At 32.9% G+C, this 17,072-nt stretch carries 16 protein-coding genes; 10 read left to right on the forward strand and 6 right to left on the reverse strand.

Annotated features, from left to right (window positions below; translation table 11 throughout):
- Positions 1 to 29 precede the first annotated feature (29 nt).
- Positions 30 to 530: a CAP domain-containing protein gene (locus L1S35_RS03305; protein WP_236396588.1), complete on the reverse strand. Its 501-nt coding sequence runs from the start codon at positions 528 to 530 to the stop codon at positions 30 to 32.
- A gap of 278 nt (positions 531 to 808) precedes the next feature.
- On the opposite strand from L1S35_RS03305, the gene L1S35_RS03310 reads away from it, so the two are divergent.
- Both L1S35_RS03310 and L1S35_RS03315 read left to right on the forward strand, forming a co-directional pair.
- A complete protein-coding gene (locus L1S35_RS03310) occupies positions 809 to 1,663 on the forward strand; it encodes an aldose 1-epimerase family protein (protein WP_236396590.1) in 855 nt (284 codons plus the stop codon).
- A 19-nt stretch (positions 1,664 to 1,682) separates the two neighbouring features.
- Positions 1,683 to 2,243 (forward strand): GNAT family N-acetyltransferase, encoded by a 561-nt coding sequence (locus tag L1S35_RS03315; RefSeq protein ID WP_236396592.1) that lies wholly within the window; start codon positions 1,683 to 1,685, stop codon positions 2,241 to 2,243.
- Here L1S35_RS03315 and L1S35_RS03320 read toward each other — a convergent pair whose 3' ends face one another.
- Positions 2,244 to 2,474: a VF530 family protein gene (locus L1S35_RS03320; RefSeq protein WP_236396594.1), complete on the reverse strand. Its 231-nt coding sequence runs from the start codon at positions 2,472 to 2,474 to the stop codon at positions 2,244 to 2,246.
- A gap of 58 nt (positions 2,475 to 2,532) precedes the next feature.
- On the opposite strand from L1S35_RS03320, the gene smpB reads away from it, so the two are divergent.
- Positions 2,533 to 2,985, forward strand: a complete 453-nt coding sequence (smpB, locus tag L1S35_RS03325) for an SsrA-binding protein SmpB (protein WP_236396596.1) — start codon at positions 2,533 to 2,535, stop codon at positions 2,983 to 2,985.
- Between the two features lie 40 nt (positions 2,986 to 3,025).
- Here the strand turns inward: smpB and L1S35_RS03330 are convergent, their stop codons facing one another.
- Complete coding sequence (locus tag L1S35_RS03330) at positions 3,026 to 6,772, reverse strand: transglutaminase domain-containing protein (RefSeq protein WP_236396598.1); 3,747 nt, start codon at positions 6,770 to 6,772, stop codon at positions 3,026 to 3,028.
- 23 nt (positions 6,773 to 6,795) lie between these two features.
- Positions 6,796 to 7,437: a protein-L-isoaspartate(D-aspartate) O-methyltransferase gene (locus tag L1S35_RS03335; protein WP_236396600.1), complete on the reverse strand. Its 642-nt coding sequence runs from the start codon at positions 7,435 to 7,437 to the stop codon at positions 6,796 to 6,798.
- 268 nt (positions 7,438 to 7,705) lie between these two features.
- On the opposite strand from L1S35_RS03335, the gene L1S35_RS03340 reads away from it, so the two are divergent.
- From L1S35_RS03340 to L1S35_RS03370, 7 genes are all read left to right on the forward strand, one after another.
- On the forward strand, positions 7,706 to 8,692 hold the full coding sequence (locus L1S35_RS03340; RefSeq protein WP_236396602.1) for a Gfo/Idh/MocA family protein: 987 nt from the start codon (positions 7,706 to 7,708) through the stop codon (positions 8,690 to 8,692).
- Positions 8,692 to 9,579 carry a 3-hydroxyacyl-CoA dehydrogenase family protein gene (locus L1S35_RS03345; protein WP_236396604.1) on the forward strand — a complete coding sequence of 296 codons (888 nt, stop codon included), beginning with the start codon at positions 8,692 to 8,694 and terminating at the stop codon, positions 9,577 to 9,579. Before L1S35_RS03340 ends, L1S35_RS03345 begins: the two co-directional genes overlap by 1 nt.
- Before the next feature lie 72 nt (positions 9,580 to 9,651).
- Positions 9,652 to 10,869, forward strand: coding sequence for a DUF1015 domain-containing protein (locus L1S35_RS03350; protein ID WP_236396606.1), 1,218 nt, complete (start codon positions 9,652 to 9,654; stop codon positions 10,867 to 10,869).
- A 7-nt stretch (positions 10,870 to 10,876) separates the two neighbouring features.
- The gene (locus L1S35_RS03355) at positions 10,877 to 11,527 is read left to right on the forward strand and encodes a YggS family pyridoxal phosphate-dependent enzyme (RefSeq protein ID WP_236396608.1); all 651 of its coding nucleotides are present in this window, start codon (positions 10,877 to 10,879) and stop codon (positions 11,525 to 11,527) included.
- Between the two features lie 14 nt (positions 11,528 to 11,541).
- Positions 11,542 to 12,903, forward strand: a complete 1,362-nt coding sequence (locus L1S35_RS03360) for an exonuclease domain-containing protein (RefSeq protein WP_236396610.1) — start codon at positions 11,542 to 11,544, stop codon at positions 12,901 to 12,903.
- The gene (miaA, locus tag L1S35_RS03365; protein ID WP_236396612.1) at positions 12,903 to 13,820 is read left to right on the forward strand and encodes a tRNA (adenosine(37)-N6)-dimethylallyltransferase MiaA; all 918 of its coding nucleotides are present in this window, start codon (positions 12,903 to 12,905) and stop codon (positions 13,818 to 13,820) included. Before L1S35_RS03360 ends, miaA begins: the two co-directional genes overlap by 1 nt.
- Positions 13,820 to 14,560, forward strand: coding sequence for an acyl-[acyl-carrier-protein] thioesterase (locus L1S35_RS03370; protein ID WP_236396614.1), 741 nt, complete (start codon positions 13,820 to 13,822; stop codon positions 14,558 to 14,560). Before miaA ends, L1S35_RS03370 begins: the two co-directional genes overlap by 1 nt.
- A gap of 178 nt (positions 14,561 to 14,738) precedes the next feature.
- Here the strand turns inward: L1S35_RS03370 and L1S35_RS03375 are convergent, their stop codons facing one another.
- Together L1S35_RS03375 and L1S35_RS03380 are read right to left on the reverse strand one after the other, a co-directional pair.
- Positions 14,739 to 15,440 carry a response regulator transcription factor gene (locus tag L1S35_RS03375; RefSeq protein WP_236396616.1) on the reverse strand — a complete coding sequence of 234 codons (702 nt, stop codon included), beginning with the start codon at positions 15,438 to 15,440 and terminating at the stop codon, positions 14,739 to 14,741.
- 17 nt (positions 15,441 to 15,457) lie between these two features.
- Positions 15,458 to 17,038, reverse strand: a complete 1,581-nt coding sequence (locus L1S35_RS03380) for a sensor histidine kinase (RefSeq protein ID WP_236396617.1) — start codon at positions 17,036 to 17,038, stop codon at positions 15,458 to 15,460.
- Positions 17,039 to 17,072: the final 34 nt, after the last annotated feature.

The raw sequence follows: 17,072 nt of genomic DNA on the forward strand, positions 1-17,072 counted from the left end.
TTGGGTGCATCAAAATTAAACTAAACAAATTATTTTTTCTTTATGAACATATTCGTGTAATATTTCTTTCCGGTAGTTTCATCAATAGTAACAGATATACCAAAATGGGTAAAATCACCTTCAATATTGGCTTTATGATCCGGACTGTTTAACCAGGCACTCATAGCACTTTCCGGAGTTTGATAATTATAAGCAATGTTTTCTGCAACTCTAGTTGCTCCTAATACTTCAACAAGGTTATTAGCTCTTTGCTGAAAGTAATCATGATTAACCACTTTATTATCAATCATATAAATATTATGTTCTTCAGACTTGTGCGATATGTGATTAATCACCTCAAGTGTGCTTAATCCAATGCTTTGACGATAATTATTAACAGCAGTAATTAGTCTCAACTCACTATCGTTGTAATTGTAGGTAGTTACAAGCTTGTTGTCAGCCGAAGTAGCTTCCGACGAATCAGATGAACAGGATACCATTGTGAACACAATTGCTAACGGCAATAATGCTCTAAACATTTTTGCTTTCATAGTAGTAGGTTAAGTTTTTAAATAAAGTAGATGTGGGGCAAACACTTTATTTCGATTAATATTGACAGAACGTTTGTTTGATTTGGTTAGACAAGTTTACAAGTTTTACCGATTAAATAACAAATAAAATCGACGAAATACATATATTTATAATTTATATGAATAATTTTCTTATAAATATTAATTAAACTATTCATACTTAATTGCTAAGCACATTCTAATTTTTCGGCTTCAAAATGTAATTAATAAAATATATTTGCAAATAAAATTTAACTGTTTTGACAACAACTATTTCAAATTCAGCACTTTCTGTTACGATTAATCATAAAGGTGCCGAATTAATTTCCATAAAAAATACCGATTCAAACAGAGAATACATCTGGGAAGGAAATCCGGATTTTTGGGGAAAGCACTCTCCTATTTTGTTTCCGATTGTTGGCACTTTAAAGAACAATTCATATACTTATAAAAACAATACGTATGAGTTATCTCGTCACGGATTCGCTAGAGATATGGATTTTAATTTGATTAGCCATAATGAAAATGAAGCTGTTTTTTCTCTGTTATCAAACGAATTAACAAAAGAAAAATATCCATTTGAATTCGAATTGCGACTAATTTACACCTTAATAAATTCTGAATTAAAGATTAGTTATCAGGTTATTAATATAGGTAGTGATATATTGCCTTTCTCAATTGGCGGACATCCGGCATTTGCTTTACACAAAAAATTTGAAGATTATAGTTTGCAATTTGAAACAGAGGAAAATTTAATCAGTTACGAATTAGATAATGATTTGCTTTCAGAAAAGACAAAACAAATCGACTTATTAAAAAACAATTTGCCACTTACCTATTCTATTTTTGAAAATGATGCTTTGATTTTCAAGAAATTAAAGTCAAAACAGATCCAAATCCTGGAAAGTAACATTCCAATATTGAATTTTAAGTTTAACGATTTTCCTCATTTCGGAATTTGGACCAAAGTAAATGCACCATTTATCTGCCTTGAACCTTGGGTTGGCTACTCTGATATTTTAAATACAACCGGAAATATTTTAGAAAAAGAAGCCATTCAAATTCTGGAAAGTAATTCTTCAAAAGAATACAGTTTTAGCATCGAAATTCTATAATTTTACAAAAAACATAACGATGCTAACAATAAACTTTCATCCTTTTCAAAACATAGAAACTGAACGTTTGCTATTGCGGCGTATAGATACTAATGATGCTGAAGAAGTTTTAGCACTTCGCGGCAATCCTGAAACGATGAAATATATTCCACGTCCTTTGGCAAAATCAATAGAAGATGCTTTGGAACATATTGCCATGATTGAAGATAAGATTGTCAATAATACCGGAATTAATTGGGGAATTACTATCAAAGGAAGTCCGAAGATTATTGGAATTATTGGTCATTACATAATTTCACCCGAAAATCATCGTGCAGAAATCGGCTATATGTCTTTTCCTGAATACAATGGAAAAGGCTATATCACAGAAGCTATAAAAGCTGTTGTCGCTTACGGTTTTGAGCAAATGAACTTGCATTCTATTGAAGCGATTATTGATCCTGAGAATATTGCTTCCGAAAGAGTTTTACAAAAAAACGGTTTTGTCAAAGAAGCTCATATACTGGAAAATGAGTTATGGGAAGGAAAGTTTTGGGATACGGTTATTTATTCTTTACTAAGAAGAAACTGGAAAAAATAATTAGTTTTTGAGCTTAGGCAAAGTTCTAATATACAATTCTTCTACTTTTTTTCTGGCCCAATCCGTTTTTCTAAGAAAAGTTAAACTCGATTTTATACTTGGGTTATCGTTAAAACATTTAATTCTTATTAGCTCACCCAAAGTATCAAAGCCATAAAAATCAACCAGAATTTCGAGTATTCTTTGAAGCGTAATGCCGTGAAGCGGATCTTTTGAAATTTTATTTTCCATAAAGCAAAGTTACAAAACTATTGTTGTTTACCGCATTTGTTGTTACATTTGCCATCCAATGTTGAAAACAATAAACATACTTAATAAGCGCGCCAAATTTGATTATGAAATAATCGAGACCTATACTGCCGGCATAGTTTTAACAGGTACGGAAATCAAATCTATTCGTTTAGGAAAAGCTAATATTACAGAAGGTTTTTGTGAATTTCACAACAATGAATTGTTTGCCATCAATACCCAAATTGATGAATATCTTTATGGAAATCAATTCAACCACAAGGCAAAAAGTGAGCGCAAACTTTTATTGAATAAAAGAGAATTAAGAAAGCTTGAGAAAGCTTATGACACAAAAGGATTGACAATTATTCCTTTGCGACTTTTTACCAATGAAAAAGGAATTGCCAAATTAGATATCGGGCTTTGTCGCGGAAAGAAAACGTATGATAAACGCGAAAGTCTTAAAGAACAAGATACTAAACGCGATTTAGACCGAATTAAAAAATCATTTTAATAAAAAACCCCATTTCTTCTAAATGGGGTTTTTACTTTAATTATTTGTATCCGACAATTTGTTCTTCTGCAGCAATTACGTCATCAACATACTTTTTATATTCTAAATAATCAGTAGTCAGAATTTTGTCCCAAGTTAAATCAACTGTTCTGATTACTTTCAATGAATTTGGATTTATTAATTCAAAGCTAATTTGGTATTTATGTCCTTTATAAGTCAAGGTTTTTGCTTCTGGAATTTCTGTGAATTTCTTGTCTTTTGGAATATTTAAAATCACAGTAGATCTATAATTATTATTGATTTCATAGCTAAAATAATTGATATCATACTTTCTGCTTTCAAGCGAAATAATATCTCTCGTATAGACTTTATCCAAAAACGGAATATCCGTTATTTTCATGCTTCCAACAGTTTGTGCTCTTTCGGCAATTGTAAATTGGGTTTCAAAAGTTATGTCTTTATCATAAGTTTTGTTTTCAATAATTTTAGCTGATTGCAATGAAACAATTTTTTTTAATCTTTCGTTATAGTCTTCTTCCAATCTCTTTTTTCGAACATCTTCGGTTGTAAAACTTGAGAAGAGTTCATTATAGTATGCTTTGGTAGCTCCTTCAGCTTTTACAGTATTTATGAAGTTTTTCGATTTATCATCGATTGTAATTGTTGATGTAGTATTTATTGAAGCTGACAGTACATTATCAAAAGGGATGGCGATAATTTCGGACTTTTCATTTTCTGCTTTATCAAATGAAATTACCAATGCATTTGCATTATATAAGTTACTTGGTAAAGCTTTAAAAGGTAAAAAGTTATCAGTAAGCTCTAAGAAATATTCTTTATTATCGATTTTTACTTTAACAATGCAATGATTAAAATCGTTTGAAGGAAGCATCATCGATTTAAATCCGTTGTCATTTGTAGTCACCAAAACTAGGTTGGATTTTAAACCTGCTAGTTGAGAAAGCGCTACAAAAAGCGTAGAAACATCTTTACAGTCTCCAAGTTTTGTTGTAATAGTTTTTGAAGGTTTTTGAGGAACATAGCCGCTTTGTCTGAAATCTAATGAACTGTACTTAATATTATTCTCAATATAAGTGTAGATTTTTTTAGCAATTTCTTCCTCTGAAATTCCTTCAACTCCACTTGGGAAAATCTCATCAAATGTGGCTTTAGTTATTTTGTCAAGCTTTAGATTCTTCTTAACTAAGTCGGAATACCAATTAGAAATTTCTTTCCATGATTTAATTGTGCTTACTCTGATTGCATTAGTCAAATCACTATAGCGCGGAGCATATGCCTCGTTCAAAGCCATTGCCGGAATGTTGGTCCGTCTCCATATTTTACAAGTTTTATTATTAATTTTTTGAGTTGTAGCCGGAACAGTTCCGTTATTAAAGGCGGAAATATATTCCATATCTTGAGGGTATATAAGTCCAAAATAGGCTTCGACCGCTGGGTAAAAACTGTTGAAATAACAAGTTAAATCAAAATCTTTGTAAAATCTTCCAAATGAATTTTCATAGCGTTCATACTGAATAAAAATAACATCTCCGGCACTTAAATTTGTAAAAACAATAGTGTTGTCTCCCTTTTCACCGGGAACAATACTTCCGTCTGGCTTTACAATTTCTGATTTTAAGACAGTATTTCTATACAAATCAAGACTATACTCTTTCATTTCATCTATTCCTTTTTCAGATGTGACTTCATATAGATAAGTAACTTTTGATTTACGGCCACCTTCAGGAAGGATATTAACTATATATTCATCTAATAGCGTCGTAATACCGAAATCTCCTTTTAAACTACTGTTTCTTCTGGCCTTTATCATTTTGTAAATATCCTTTGAGGCAATTTCTTCAATCTCATCAGGAGTTTTGGTGATATCATATAATTTTTTTCTCAAAACTTCATTTCCAGAATCGTGGGATAATGATTTTCTAAAATATTTTTCAGCTTCTTTGATGTTATTCATACTATTATAAATATTCCCTTTTATTTGCATTAATGAAAAAGAATATGGATAATTGGCCAATGCTTTGTCAACTTCCAGCATAGCTTCATCATAGCGTTTATCAAAAATTAATAGATCAATATAATCTTTTCTTAAGCTATTCGAATAAGCATATTTATCAGATGATTCGTGAGTTATTCTTTCAACATCTTCTTTTCTGTTGGCGTCTTTGTAATATTTTTTTAATTGGTTTAATGCGACTATATTTTCTTTTTTTTCAATCAATTTTTCAAGCATTGAAATTGCCGTTGTTTTATCATTTTTCAATCTTTCATAAACCGGAGCAAAACTGGTGATGTAGAATTCGTTGTTGTTTGAAGCAGAAAACAATTCTTCGACTTTTTCCAACATTAAATTCATGTCTGCCTTTCTGGAAGCTATGATAAAATCAAACATCGTCTTTATCATATCTGATTTTATCGATTTTGACTTCTCTTGAAACTTTTCTAATTCAACTATATTAGCCGATTTCATCCAATCTTGATCTTGGAATTTCATCAAAATATTGTAAAAATAATTTTCATCATTAACTTCCATGTTTTTGCTAATCTCCTCCACTTTTTGAGTTTCTCCCTTATTAGAGTAATTAGTCATTTGCATAACCTGAATCAAGGATGACTTTGGATATTTTTTAATTAACTCTTCAACAATATCATTTGCTAATTCGTTTTTGCTGTTATTGGAATAAGCTTCAAAAAGTAAAATTTTATAAAGAACATTGTCCGGATTTTTGGCTATCAGATCTTTAAAGAATTCTTCAAAATTCGGAGCTAACTCTGCTACATTTAATTGTTCAAATGAAGTTTTGTTATAGGGCTTATATGAATTAAAATAATTCAAATCCGGAATTGCATTATTCATTACGTCGGTTAAATTCAAAAAGAAATTATCGCTGCTGTTTTTAGAGGAAAATTTAACCAAAAGTCTATTCATACCTTTTGGCAATCTAAACTTCAATTTATATGCATTCAAGTCAGTATGCTGAGACATATTATTTGCATAGACTTCGGTATCGTTTACAAAAATTTTAATCGATGAACTCGTACCAAAATTCAGAACCACATCTTTATCGGTTTGTGATTCAATAAAGACTTGTGAGTAAATTATTCCCTCTCCATATTCAGATTCGTTGGAATAAAAATGATATCCTTCATTTTGTTTGTCAACAGGAACATACCATCCTATTTTCCCATTACTGTTGGCGTCAAATAATTTATCATTATTAGCATAGACTTCGGGTTCATATTCGGTTTCTAACCCGCTGTCGTTTAAGTTTTCAAATACACCGCAGTACTGCCAATTTTCGATCCCGTTTAGCTTTTTAATTTGATTGTTGAATCCATCAAAATCCTTTCTTTTTCTATCACAAATGGCTTTATAATAGATGACTAAAGGGTCATCTTTAAAAGTAGGTGACTCAGCAAGAATATCCATTTTTTTATAAGTGAAATCATTAAAACCATTCGACCTGGTATTGTCAATCACATAAGGTTTATACCAAATTGGATATAGGTATTCTTTTTGTTTGCATGTTATAACAAACTGCTGTACAAATTTATCATCAAAAGAAAGCTTTCCCTGTTCATAGTCGATCATGACATCGAGAATTAGGTAATCAACATTTGAATCTTTTTTTGATTTTAACTCTTTATTGAATAAGTTTCTGGCTTCTTCACGCTTATTGGCTAATAATAAATCCCAAACTTTTTTTTCGGCGGTTTGAGAAAATGCAATACTTGAAAGCAGTAAAAAAATGATGTGAAGTCTTTTCATTATTATCTAGAAATAAATTTAGTTTAATTTTTATTTTCCAATAGCGGAACGAATTTAAAATCTCCAAATTCGTGTTTTTCAAATTGAGTAGCGTTTTTGCGAATCAGTAATGTCATTACCTGTTCTTTTTCACCAACCGGTATAACGAGTCTCCCTCCTATTTTTAGCTGTGCCATTAAAGCTTTCGGAATGATTGGCGCACCGGCGGTAACAATTATACTGTCAAAAGGCGCATGATTTACCAAACCTTTATAACCATCACCAAACGATAAATGCTTGGCGCGAATTCCTAATTTTGGTAATAATGCTGAAGTTGTTTTGAACAATTCATTTTGTCTTTCAACCGAATAAACTTTAGCACCCATGACAACCAAAACAGCCGTTTGATAACCAGAACCGGTTCCAATTTCCAGAATCTTATGGTCTTTTTTAACTTCCAATAACTGACTTTGAAAAGCAACAGTATAAGGTTGTGAAATGGTTTGCCCTGCACCAATTGGAAACGCTTTGTCCTGATAAGCAAAATCTTCAAAACTCGAATCTAAAAATAAATGTCTCGGAATCGTTTTAATTGCTTCCAATACTTTTTTATCAGTAATCCCTTTTTCTGCCAATAGTTTGGCTAATTGATTTCGAAGTCCTTGATGCTTGCTTGTGTCTTTCAATTTGGGTAATGTTTTATTTTGGTAAAAATAGAGGGAAAAATTACAAAAAACAAATAACAAATTTCAAATAATAAGCAAGCTTCAAAACTCAAAAGCCAAATAGCAAACACTTTTTGAAATTTAAAATTTGGATATTGAAATTTATTTGAAATTTATTTGAAATTTAGTCCCAAAGCTTCGGGATTAAGATTTGGAATTTATTTGAGTTTTGATATTTAAAATATTGGTATTTCTCCTTTAATTATTACTTTTGATAAAATTTATTTCTATGCTTAAAGTTGGCGTTTTAGGTGCCGGTCACCTCGGAAAAATACACTTGAGATTATTACAACAGTCTGAAAAATACGAACTTGTTGGTTTTTATGATGAAAATCACGAAAACGGAGCCAAAATCGAAGCCGAGTTTGGATACAAACAATTTGATACCATTGCCAAATTAATACACGCTGTAGATGTTATTGATATTGTAACTCCTACTCTTTCGCATTACAAATGTGCTAAAGTTTCTATCAAATCGGGAAAACATGTTTTTATAGAAAAACCAATTTCTACAACTGTTGAAGAAGCGGAAGAAATTATCGCTTTGGCAAAAGAATATAATGTAAAAGGTCAGGTCGGACATGTAGAACGTTTCAATCCTGCGTTTATAGCAGTTAAAGACCAAATAGAAACTCCAATGTTTATTGAAACACACCGTTTGGCAGAATTCAATCCGCGTGGCACTGATGTTCCTGTAGTTTTAGATTTAATGATACACGATATTGATGCGATTTTAAGCGTGGTAAAATCGAAAGTGAAATTTGTTCACGCCAGCGGTGTTTCGGTTTTAAGCCAATCACCCGATATTGCCAATGCCCGAATTGAATTCGAGAATGGTTGTGTAGCCAATATTACTTCGAGCCGAATTTCAATGAAGAATATGCGCAAGTCACGCTTCTTCCAAAAAGATGCCTACATCTCTGTAGATTATTTAGATAAAACCTGCGAAGTTGTCAAAATGAAAGAAGCTCCTGAAACTCCGGGAGATTTCGATATGATTCTTCAAAATGCCGAAGGCGATAAAAAACAAATCTATTTCAATAATCCGGAAGTAACCAATAACAATGCTATTTTGGATGAGTTGGAAACATTTGCTGACGCAATCAATAACAATACAAATCCAGTTGTTACTTTGGAAGACGGAACTGAAGCATTACGCGTTGCATATATGATCATTGATTCGATGGAGAAAAATAAAACTATCAACCCAACATAATGAAAACAATTGCTGTTATAGGCGCTGGAACTATGGGCAACGGAATTGCTCACACTTTCGCACAAAGCGGTTTTACCGTAAAATTAATAGACGTTTCCGAAAAATCACTCGAAAAAGGAATGACAACAATAGCTTCAAACCTTGATCGAATGGTAACCAAAGGAACCATTACCGAAGATGACAAACACAAAACAATCTCAAATATTATAACTTATACCGATATAAAAGATGGCGTTGTTGGAACTGATTTAGTTGTAGAAGCTGCCACTGAAAACGTTGGCTTAAAACTTCAGATTTTCAAGCAATTAAGTGACGTTTGTGATCACAATGTAATTTTGGCAACCAATACTTCTTCAATTTCTATAACCCAAATTGCAGCACAAGTCGTTCATCCGGAACGCGTAATCGGAATGCATTTTATGAATCCGGTGCCGATTATGAAATTGGTTGAAATCATTCGTGGTTATTCTACTTCGGATGAAGTAACTAAAATCATCATGGATTTATCAATAAAATTAGGAAAAACACCAACCGAAGTAAACGATTATCCGGGCTTTGTAGCCAACAGAATTTTGATGCCAATGATTAACGAAGCTATCGAAACTTTATATAACGGAGTTGCCGGAGTTTATGAAATTGACACAGTAATGAAACTCGGAATGGCACATCCAATGGGACCATTACAATTAGCTGATTTTATTGGGCTCGACGTTTGTCTTTCAATTTTAAATGTAATGTATGACGGATTCAAAAATCCAAAATATGCTCCCTGCCCACTCTTGGTTAATATGGTTATGGCAGGAAAACTCGGAGTAAAATCTGGTGAAGGTTTTTATGATTATGCAGAATCGAAGAAAGCTGAGAAAGTCTCTAAACAGTTTAATTAATGAGTCGCAGTTTGCAGTCGCAGTTTGCAGTTTTTTACTGAGAACAGAGACTGAAACTGAAAACTATAAAATATGTCTAAAATAATCCCTTTCAAAGCCGTTCGTCCTACTCCAGACAAAGTAGCGTTAGTAACTTGCAGAAATTATGACGATTATAGTTCGGCTGAGCTTGCGGCTTGGTTGAGTTTTAATCCATATTCGTTTTTGCATGTAATTAATCCGGCTTATATGTATTCGCAAAAGATTACATTGGACAAGCGTTTTAAAGGTGTTGCCCACAAATATCAAGACTTTAAAGAGGAAGGCATTTTCATGGAAGAAGACAAAGCTGCTTTCTTTTTGTATGAAATTCAGAATAAAGTGCAGTCTTTCACTGGCTTCGTAGCGGGAACTTCGATTGAAGATTACAAAAATAATATCATCAAAAAACACGAAGATACTTTACAATATCGTGTTGAATATTTCAAGGATTATTTGCATCAGACAGGTTTTAATACCGAACCTGTTTTGATTACATATCCGGATAATGAAACCTTGGACTCCTGGATTGCCGAAAAGAAAAAATCCCAACCGATTTATAACTATTCCACAACCAACAAGGAAAATCATCAAGTTTGGAAAATTGAAACCAAGGAAGAAATTGAATGGTTACAAAAGCAGTTTGAACAAATCCCTGAATTGTATATTGCTGATGGCCATCACCGTTCGGCTTCAGCCGAATTGTTGTATGATGAAGACAAGCATTTGGGTAACGAAAATCTAAATTACTTTATGAGTTTTTTGATTGCCGAAAGCAATGTCAAAATCTATGAATACAATCGTATCATCCGTGATTTGAATGGTTTTACCAAAGATGATTTTCTGGAAAAATTAGCTGAAAACTTCATCATCAAAGACAAAGAACAGGAATTGTGGAAACCACAAAGTAAATTTGAATTCGGAATGTATCTCGACGGCCATTTTTATGCTTTATTTTACAAACAAGAGAATAAACAACCATCGATATTAGAAAATCTTGATGCTCAGATTTTATACGATAAAGTCTTGCAACCTTTATTAGCAATAGAAGATTTGCGAAATGATGAACGTATTGAATACATTCCCGGAAAACAATCTATTTCAACTATAAAAGAATTGGTTGACGAAGGCGAATTTGAAGTTGGTTTTATGTTATTCCCATCTGATATTTCAGAAATCAAAGCTTTGGCAGATAACAATTTGATTATGCCTCCAAAAAGTACTTATATCGAACCTAAATTCAGAAGTGGATTGATGGTTTATGAATTGTAATTTGAAAATGTCAATAAAAGATAATCTTCTAGAAATAAAATCTTCTCTTCCTCCACATGTCATATTGGTAGCGGTTTCAAAGACCAAACCGGTTTCCAATTTGATGGAGGCATATAATGCCGGACAACGCATTTTTGGCGAAAACAAAATTCAGGAAATGACTGAGAAATGGGAACAAATGCCCAAAGATATTCAATGGCATATGATTGGTCATGTTCAAACCAACAAAGTCAAATATATGGCTGAATATGTTAGTTTGATCCACGGTGTCGATAGTTTGAAATTGCTACTGGAAATCAACAAACAAGCGGCAAAACGCAATCGGGTTATTAATTGTTTACTTCAGGTATATATTGCTGAAGAAGAATCGAAGTTTGGTTTGGATGAAAATGAATTAGAGGAGATTCTTCACTACCTTCAGAATGACAAATTACAAAACATAAAAGTCATTGGTTTAATGGGAATGGCAACATTCACTGATAATCAAGAACAAATCAAAAAAGAATTTCTGTACTTAAAATCACTATTCGATAAACTCAAAACTCAAAACTCATCACTCATAACTCTTTCTATGGGAATGTCCGGGGATTACAAACTTGCTATTGATTGTGGAAGTACCATGGTTCGAATTGGAAGTAGTATATTTGGAGGAAGATAATCTAAAACTGAAATTTGTACGCAATACTCGACATAGAAACTACCGGCGGACAATTCAATGAAGAAGGCATTACCGAAATTGCCATCTATAAATTTGACGGTCACGAAATTGTGGATCAATTCATTAGCTTGATAAATCCTGAAAAACCAATTCAGCCTTTTGTTGTGAAATTAACTGGAATCAACAATGCAATGCTGCGTTCTGCTCCAAAGTTTTATGAAATTGCCAAACGCATTATTGAAATTACTGAAGATTGCATCGTCGTAGCACATAACGCTTCTTTTGATTATCGAATCCTGAGAACCGAATTCAAGCGATTGGGCTATGATTATATAAAACCAACTCTTTGTACAGTTGAATTGGCGCAGAAATTAATTCCGGGACAAGCTTCCTATAGTTTGGGAAAATTGGTTCGGGCTCTCGGAATTCCGGTAACGGATAGACATCGCGCCAGCGGTGATGCCATGGCAACCGTGAAATTGTTTAAAATGATTTTGGCAAAAGATGTCGAAAAAGAAATTCTAATCAGTTTGATTAAGGCTGAAATAAAATCGGGATTGACTCCTAAATTACTTGATATTGTTGAAAGTCTGCCAACAAAAACCGGGATCTATTACATACATAACGAAAAAGGAAATCTGATATATATTGGTAAAAGCCGAAATATTAAGAAACGAATCAATCAACATTTTACAGGAACATCGGGAAAAAGTAAAAAGATCCAGCGGGAAGTTTTTGCCGTAACCTATGAAGTTACCGGAAGTGAACTGATTGCTTTGTTGAAAGAAAGCGAAGAAATAAAAATCAACAAACCTATTTATAACCGTTCGCAACGCAAGACTATTTTCCAATGGGCGCTTTATCCCGAAATGGATGAGAACGGATATTTAGCAGTGAAAGTCCAAAAAGCAGATGGCAGAAAAAAGGAAATTACGTCTTTTACTTCTTTACAAGAAGGCAAAAATGCGTTGTTGAAAATTACAGAAAAGTATAATTTGTGTCAAAAGATTAATGGTTTGTACGAAACCAAGAATGGTTGTTTTCAGCATAAGATAAAAGAGTGCAATGGCGCGTGTTTAGGCAAAGAAACGCCCGAATTATACAACGAACGCGTTGAAGAATTTATCAGTGAAATGAAGTTCGAAAATGATAATATGGTCATTATTGACAGAGGAAGAACGGTTGACGAACGCTGTGCGGTATTGATTGAAAACGGAATTTATAAAGGCTATTGTTTTTATGATTTGAATTATCAGGTAAATAATATCGAAATTCTTAAAAATATTATCATTCCGATGCAGAACAATCGCGATACACGAACTATCATTCAAGGATATTTGCGCAAAAATAAAGTGTACAAGATTTTAAAGTTCTGATGAATTATCTAATCACAATTATTGGTCCGACTGCAATAGGGAAAACTTCCCTGAGCATTGCTTTAGCGCAACATTTCAACTGTGATATTGTTTCTTGCGACAGTCGTCAGTTTTTTAAGGAAATGCGTATTGGAACTGCTGTTCCGAGTGAAGAAGAATTAGCTTCGGCTACGCATCATTTTATTCAAAATAAATCCATTTTTGAGAATTATACTGTTGGTGATTATGAAAAGGAAGCCATTATAAAATTGGATGAATTGTTTCTGAAAAATAACATTCAAATCATGGTTGGCGGTTCAGGTTTGTATGTGGATGCCATTCTAAAAGGTTTTGATGATTTTCCGGATATTGATAATTCTGTTCGTGAAAAAATAAATGCTGATTTTGAGCAACTTGGAATAGATTACCTACAAAGTAAGTTGAAAGAATTGGACTCGGATTATTATCAAACAATAGCACTTGAAAATCCACAAACATTGCAGAATCCACAGCGAATGAAACGCTTTGTTGAAGTTTGCATCGGAACCGGAAAACCCTATTCTTCTTTTTTAAATCAGAAAAAAAAACAGCGTCGCTTCACTCCTATTATCATTGGCTTGGAAGCTGAAAGAGAAATTATTTATGACCGAATTAATCAACGTGTTGACATTATGATTGCTGAAGGTTTGGTTAATGAAGCTGAAAGTTTGTTGCCTCATAAAGAACTGAATGCCTTGCAAACTGTTGGTTACCGTGAATTATTCGATTATTTTAATGGAGATATTACATTAGATTTTGCCATAGATGAAATCAAGAAAAATACACGTCGGTTTTCAAAGCGCCAGCTAACTTGGTTTAAGCGAACAGAGAATGTGAAATGGTTTGATTTCAAAAGCGATGCAAACGATATTATCAGTTATATAAAATCTAAGCTGTAATGCCAATATCAAACGACTTTACTTCTATATTATGCAAAGATTGGGAAATCACTTTTCTGCAATGTTATCCAAACGGTTATTTAAAATATACTGATTTGTGTAATATACTTCAATTGACTGCCGGCGTTCATGCAGAATTGGGCGGTATTAGTTTTAGTGATATGCAGGCGCATCATCAGGCTTGGGTTTTGAGCAGAATGCGCATTGAAATAAAGCGCTTGCCAAAATGGAGAGATGTTGTAACGGTGAAAACCTGGATTAATTCGTTAGAAAACTCGCGTTCTATTCGCTGTTTGGAAATGTATGTTGGTGATGAAAAAATAATTGGGTGCGAAACCTTTTGGGCTGTTTTTAATACACAAACGCGTCGTCCTGAACCTTTGACCTTGGCCCATGAACATTTTGAAAAATATCCGAATGATAAAGCTACTGAAATTCAGTTTTCTAAAATTGATACTGCTATTGACAAAACATTTGTTGCAGAAAAAACAATTTTGCTTTCGGATTTAGATATTGTGAATCATGCTAACAGCGTGAAATATTTAGAATGGTGTTTGGATTATGTTGAGCCTAAACTGTTACTCAATCAGCGATTAGAGGGTTTTGAGATGAATTATCTGAAAGAAGTTTCGTTGAATGAAACTATTGCTATTGAGAAAAGCAGCTTGGAAAACCCAAGTGTTTTTACGGTGAATTCCGGAAACAAAATTTGTTTTGCTTTACAACTGAACTTGAAATAAAAACTAATGCCCTAGCCCTGATGGGAACGGCATCCTTTTTATTGTTTAGTGAATAGCCCTTCGACTGCGCTCAGGGTGACAAACAATAAAAAGATATAGTGGACAGCAGGATTAGCTTCTGAAATAAATTCAGAATAAATCCTAATAAAAAATCCCGCCTAAAAGACGGGATTTCTTTTTATTTTTTTACGACCAATCTGAAACCTTCGCCGTGAATGTTGAGGATTTCGACATTTGGTTCATCTTTTAAGTACTTTCTTAATTTGGCGATGTAAACATCCATACTTCTTGAGGTGAAATAATTATCTTCTCTCCAAATTTTGGTTAATGCTAGTTCTCTTGGCATCAAATCATTTTCATAAGTCGCCATCATTTTTAGTAATTCAGACTCTTTTGGGGATAATTTAATTGGTTCCTGATTTTCGAATTTTAGGTAACGAAGCTTTGAATTTAAAAGGAATCTTCCGATTTGGAATTCAAATTTTGCTGGTTCGTTTTTATTCTCTGCTGATTTTCTTTGAATGATTGCTTTCACTTTCATCAACAATACATCAGAATCGAACGGCTTGTTTAAATAATCGTCGGCGCCAACTTTGTATCCTTTTAAAACGTCTTCTTTCATTGACTTAGCCGTTAAGAAAATCAAAGGCACGTCTTTGTTTTTTTCTCTGATTTCTTTTGCCAAAGTATAGCCGTCTTTGTAAGGCATCATCACATCCAAAATACACAAATCAAAATTGTCTTTTTTGAATTTTTCGAAACCTTCCATACCATTTTTGGCCAGTGTTACTTCAAAATCATTTAATGTGAGGAATTCTCTCAAAACGATTCCAAAGTTTTGATCGTCTTCCACCAAGAGTATTTTTTTGTTGTTTTCCATAGCAGTTTTTTTTTATTTTAATTTATGAGTGGGACTTTAATTATAAATGTGCTTCCTTTTCCTTTTTCGCTTTCTACAAATATTTCGCTGTTGTGATCGTCAACAATTCTTTTAACGTAGGCTAAGCCTAAACCATGACCTTTTACGTTGTGTAAATCTCCGGTATGCTCGCGATAGAATTTTTCGAATATTCTTTTTTGAGCTGCTTTCGACATTCCGGAACCTTGATCTTTAATTTTGATGATGACAAAATCTTTTACATTTTCTGTCTGAATATCAATTATTGGTTCTTCGGGCGAATACTTTATGGCATTATCCAAAATATTTACAATCACATTGGTAAAATGCACATCATTTAATAAAACCGAAGTTCGCGTTGCATCAAAATGTGTTGTTATTGTTCCGTTTCTGTCTTCTACAATTAAATTCACATGTTCAATAGCATCTTCAATTATCTCGTGAATATTGTTAGATTCTTTATTGATGTCTAATTCTCTCTTTTCAAGTTTTGAAATTCTCAAAACATTTTCAACCTGCGCGTGCATTCTTTTGTTTTCATCTTTAATCATCTGCATGTATCGAAGTACTTTTTCCTTGTCTTCGATGACCTTCGGATTTTTCATAGCGTCTAACGCAAGGTTTATTGTTGCAATTGGCGTTTTGAATTCATGTGTCATGTTATTAATGAAATCGGTTTTGATTTCAGAAATCTGACGTTGCTTTATCAACTGATTTAATGCACTTGAATAAGCAATAACAATGATGAGTGTGAAAATGATTGACAAAATGCAAATTCCAATCAATTCCGAAAACAGAAATTTTTTCTTTTGCGGAAACGTTAATAACAATTGGTATTTGTTATTACCATCATTATCAATAAAAATCGGAATAGAATAAGTTGATGATTTATCGTATCTAAAGTGTTCCGACTTTATTTTTGTTGCCAAGCCATTACTGTAAACATTGAATTCGAATGGAGTTTTAACACCATATTCCTTAAGTTCCTCCGACAATAACTTTTGCATCATTTCGTTTGAAACTCTTTCCTGAATAGGTTTTACCGCTGCAATATCTTTATAAACAATTTCAAATTGCGCGTTGTCTAATAAATCCAATCGTCCGGATTTTTCGATTTTGATATCCGGTGCAACCGTTTGTTTTATACTTGAATTATCAATATCATCATTGTAAATCTCAGTTTTTCTTTTTGCTGTGTAATTTTTGAGTTTTACGCTGTCTAATTTTTTATCAAAGAACGAAGCAGAAATCCCGTAATCTTCGGAATTTATACTGTTTGAATATATTATGGTTTCGTTAGTTCTTGAATCGCGCTGATAGTAACCAAACTCCAAAAAATCACTTTTTTGTGGTGCTTTGCCTGTACTATCCTTTAGGCGATTATACATTTCGTAATAAGAATATTGCTCATTCTTTTGTAATTTAACGGCAACATTCCCAAGAACTTGTTTTACATGATACTTAAATTGTTCTTCATTATTCTCGAAAGATTTATCGAACCAATATACCTGAACAAGAATTATACCTATTAAGGATAAACTCATTAGAATAACCAGTAAGCGGAAAAACAATTTATTCATTATACAAATTTAACATTTTAACATTTATACAATA

The sequence above is a fragment of the Flavobacterium anseongense genome, assembly GCF_021608185.1.
In the GTDB taxonomy this organism is placed as follows: domain Bacteria; phylum Bacteroidota; class Bacteroidia; order Flavobacteriales; family Flavobacteriaceae; genus Flavobacterium; species Flavobacterium anseongense.

Bases quoted from the DNA above. Each gene is read 5' to 3' on its own strand.
- L1S35_RS03305 (WP_236396588.1), bottom strand. From the start codon at position 530: ATGAAAGCAAAAATGTTTAGAGCATTATTGCCGTTAGCAATTGTGTTC.
- L1S35_RS03315 (WP_236396592.1), top strand. From the start codon at position 1,683: ATGCTAACAATAAACTTTCATCCTTTTCAAAACATAGAAACTGAACGT.
- L1S35_RS03320 (WP_236396594.1), bottom strand. From the start codon at position 2,474: ATGGAAAATAAAATTTCAAAAGATCCGCTTCACGGCATTACGCTTCAA.
- smpB (WP_236396596.1), top strand. From the start codon at position 2,533: ATGTTGAAAACAATAAACATACTTAATAAGCGCGCCAAATTTGATTAT.
- L1S35_RS03330 (WP_236396598.1), bottom strand. From the start codon at position 6,772: ATGAAAAGACTTCACATCATTTTTTTACTGCTTTCAAGTATTGCATTT.
- L1S35_RS03340 (WP_236396602.1), top strand. From the start codon at position 7,706: ATGCTTAAAGTTGGCGTTTTAGGTGCCGGTCACCTCGGAAAAATACAC.
- L1S35_RS03345 (WP_236396604.1), top strand. From the start codon at position 8,692: ATGAAAACAATTGCTGTTATAGGCGCTGGAACTATGGGCAACGGAATT.
- L1S35_RS03350 (WP_236396606.1), top strand. From the start codon at position 9,652: ATGTCTAAAATAATCCCTTTCAAAGCCGTTCGTCCTACTCCAGACAAA.
- L1S35_RS03355 (WP_236396608.1), top strand. From the start codon at position 10,877: ATGTCAATAAAAGATAATCTTCTAGAAATAAAATCTTCTCTTCCTCCA.
- miaA (WP_236396612.1), top strand. From the start codon at position 12,903: ATGAATTATCTAATCACAATTATTGGTCCGACTGCAATAGGGAAAACT.
- L1S35_RS03370 (WP_236396614.1), top strand. From the start codon at position 13,820: ATGCCAATATCAAACGACTTTACTTCTATATTATGCAAAGATTGGGAA.
- L1S35_RS03375 (WP_236396616.1), bottom strand. From the start codon at position 15,440: ATGGAAAACAACAAAAAAATACTCTTGGTGGAAGACGATCAAAACTTT.
- L1S35_RS03380 (WP_236396617.1), bottom strand. From the start codon at position 17,038: ATGAATAAATTGTTTTTCCGCTTACTGGTTATTCTAATGAGTTTATCC.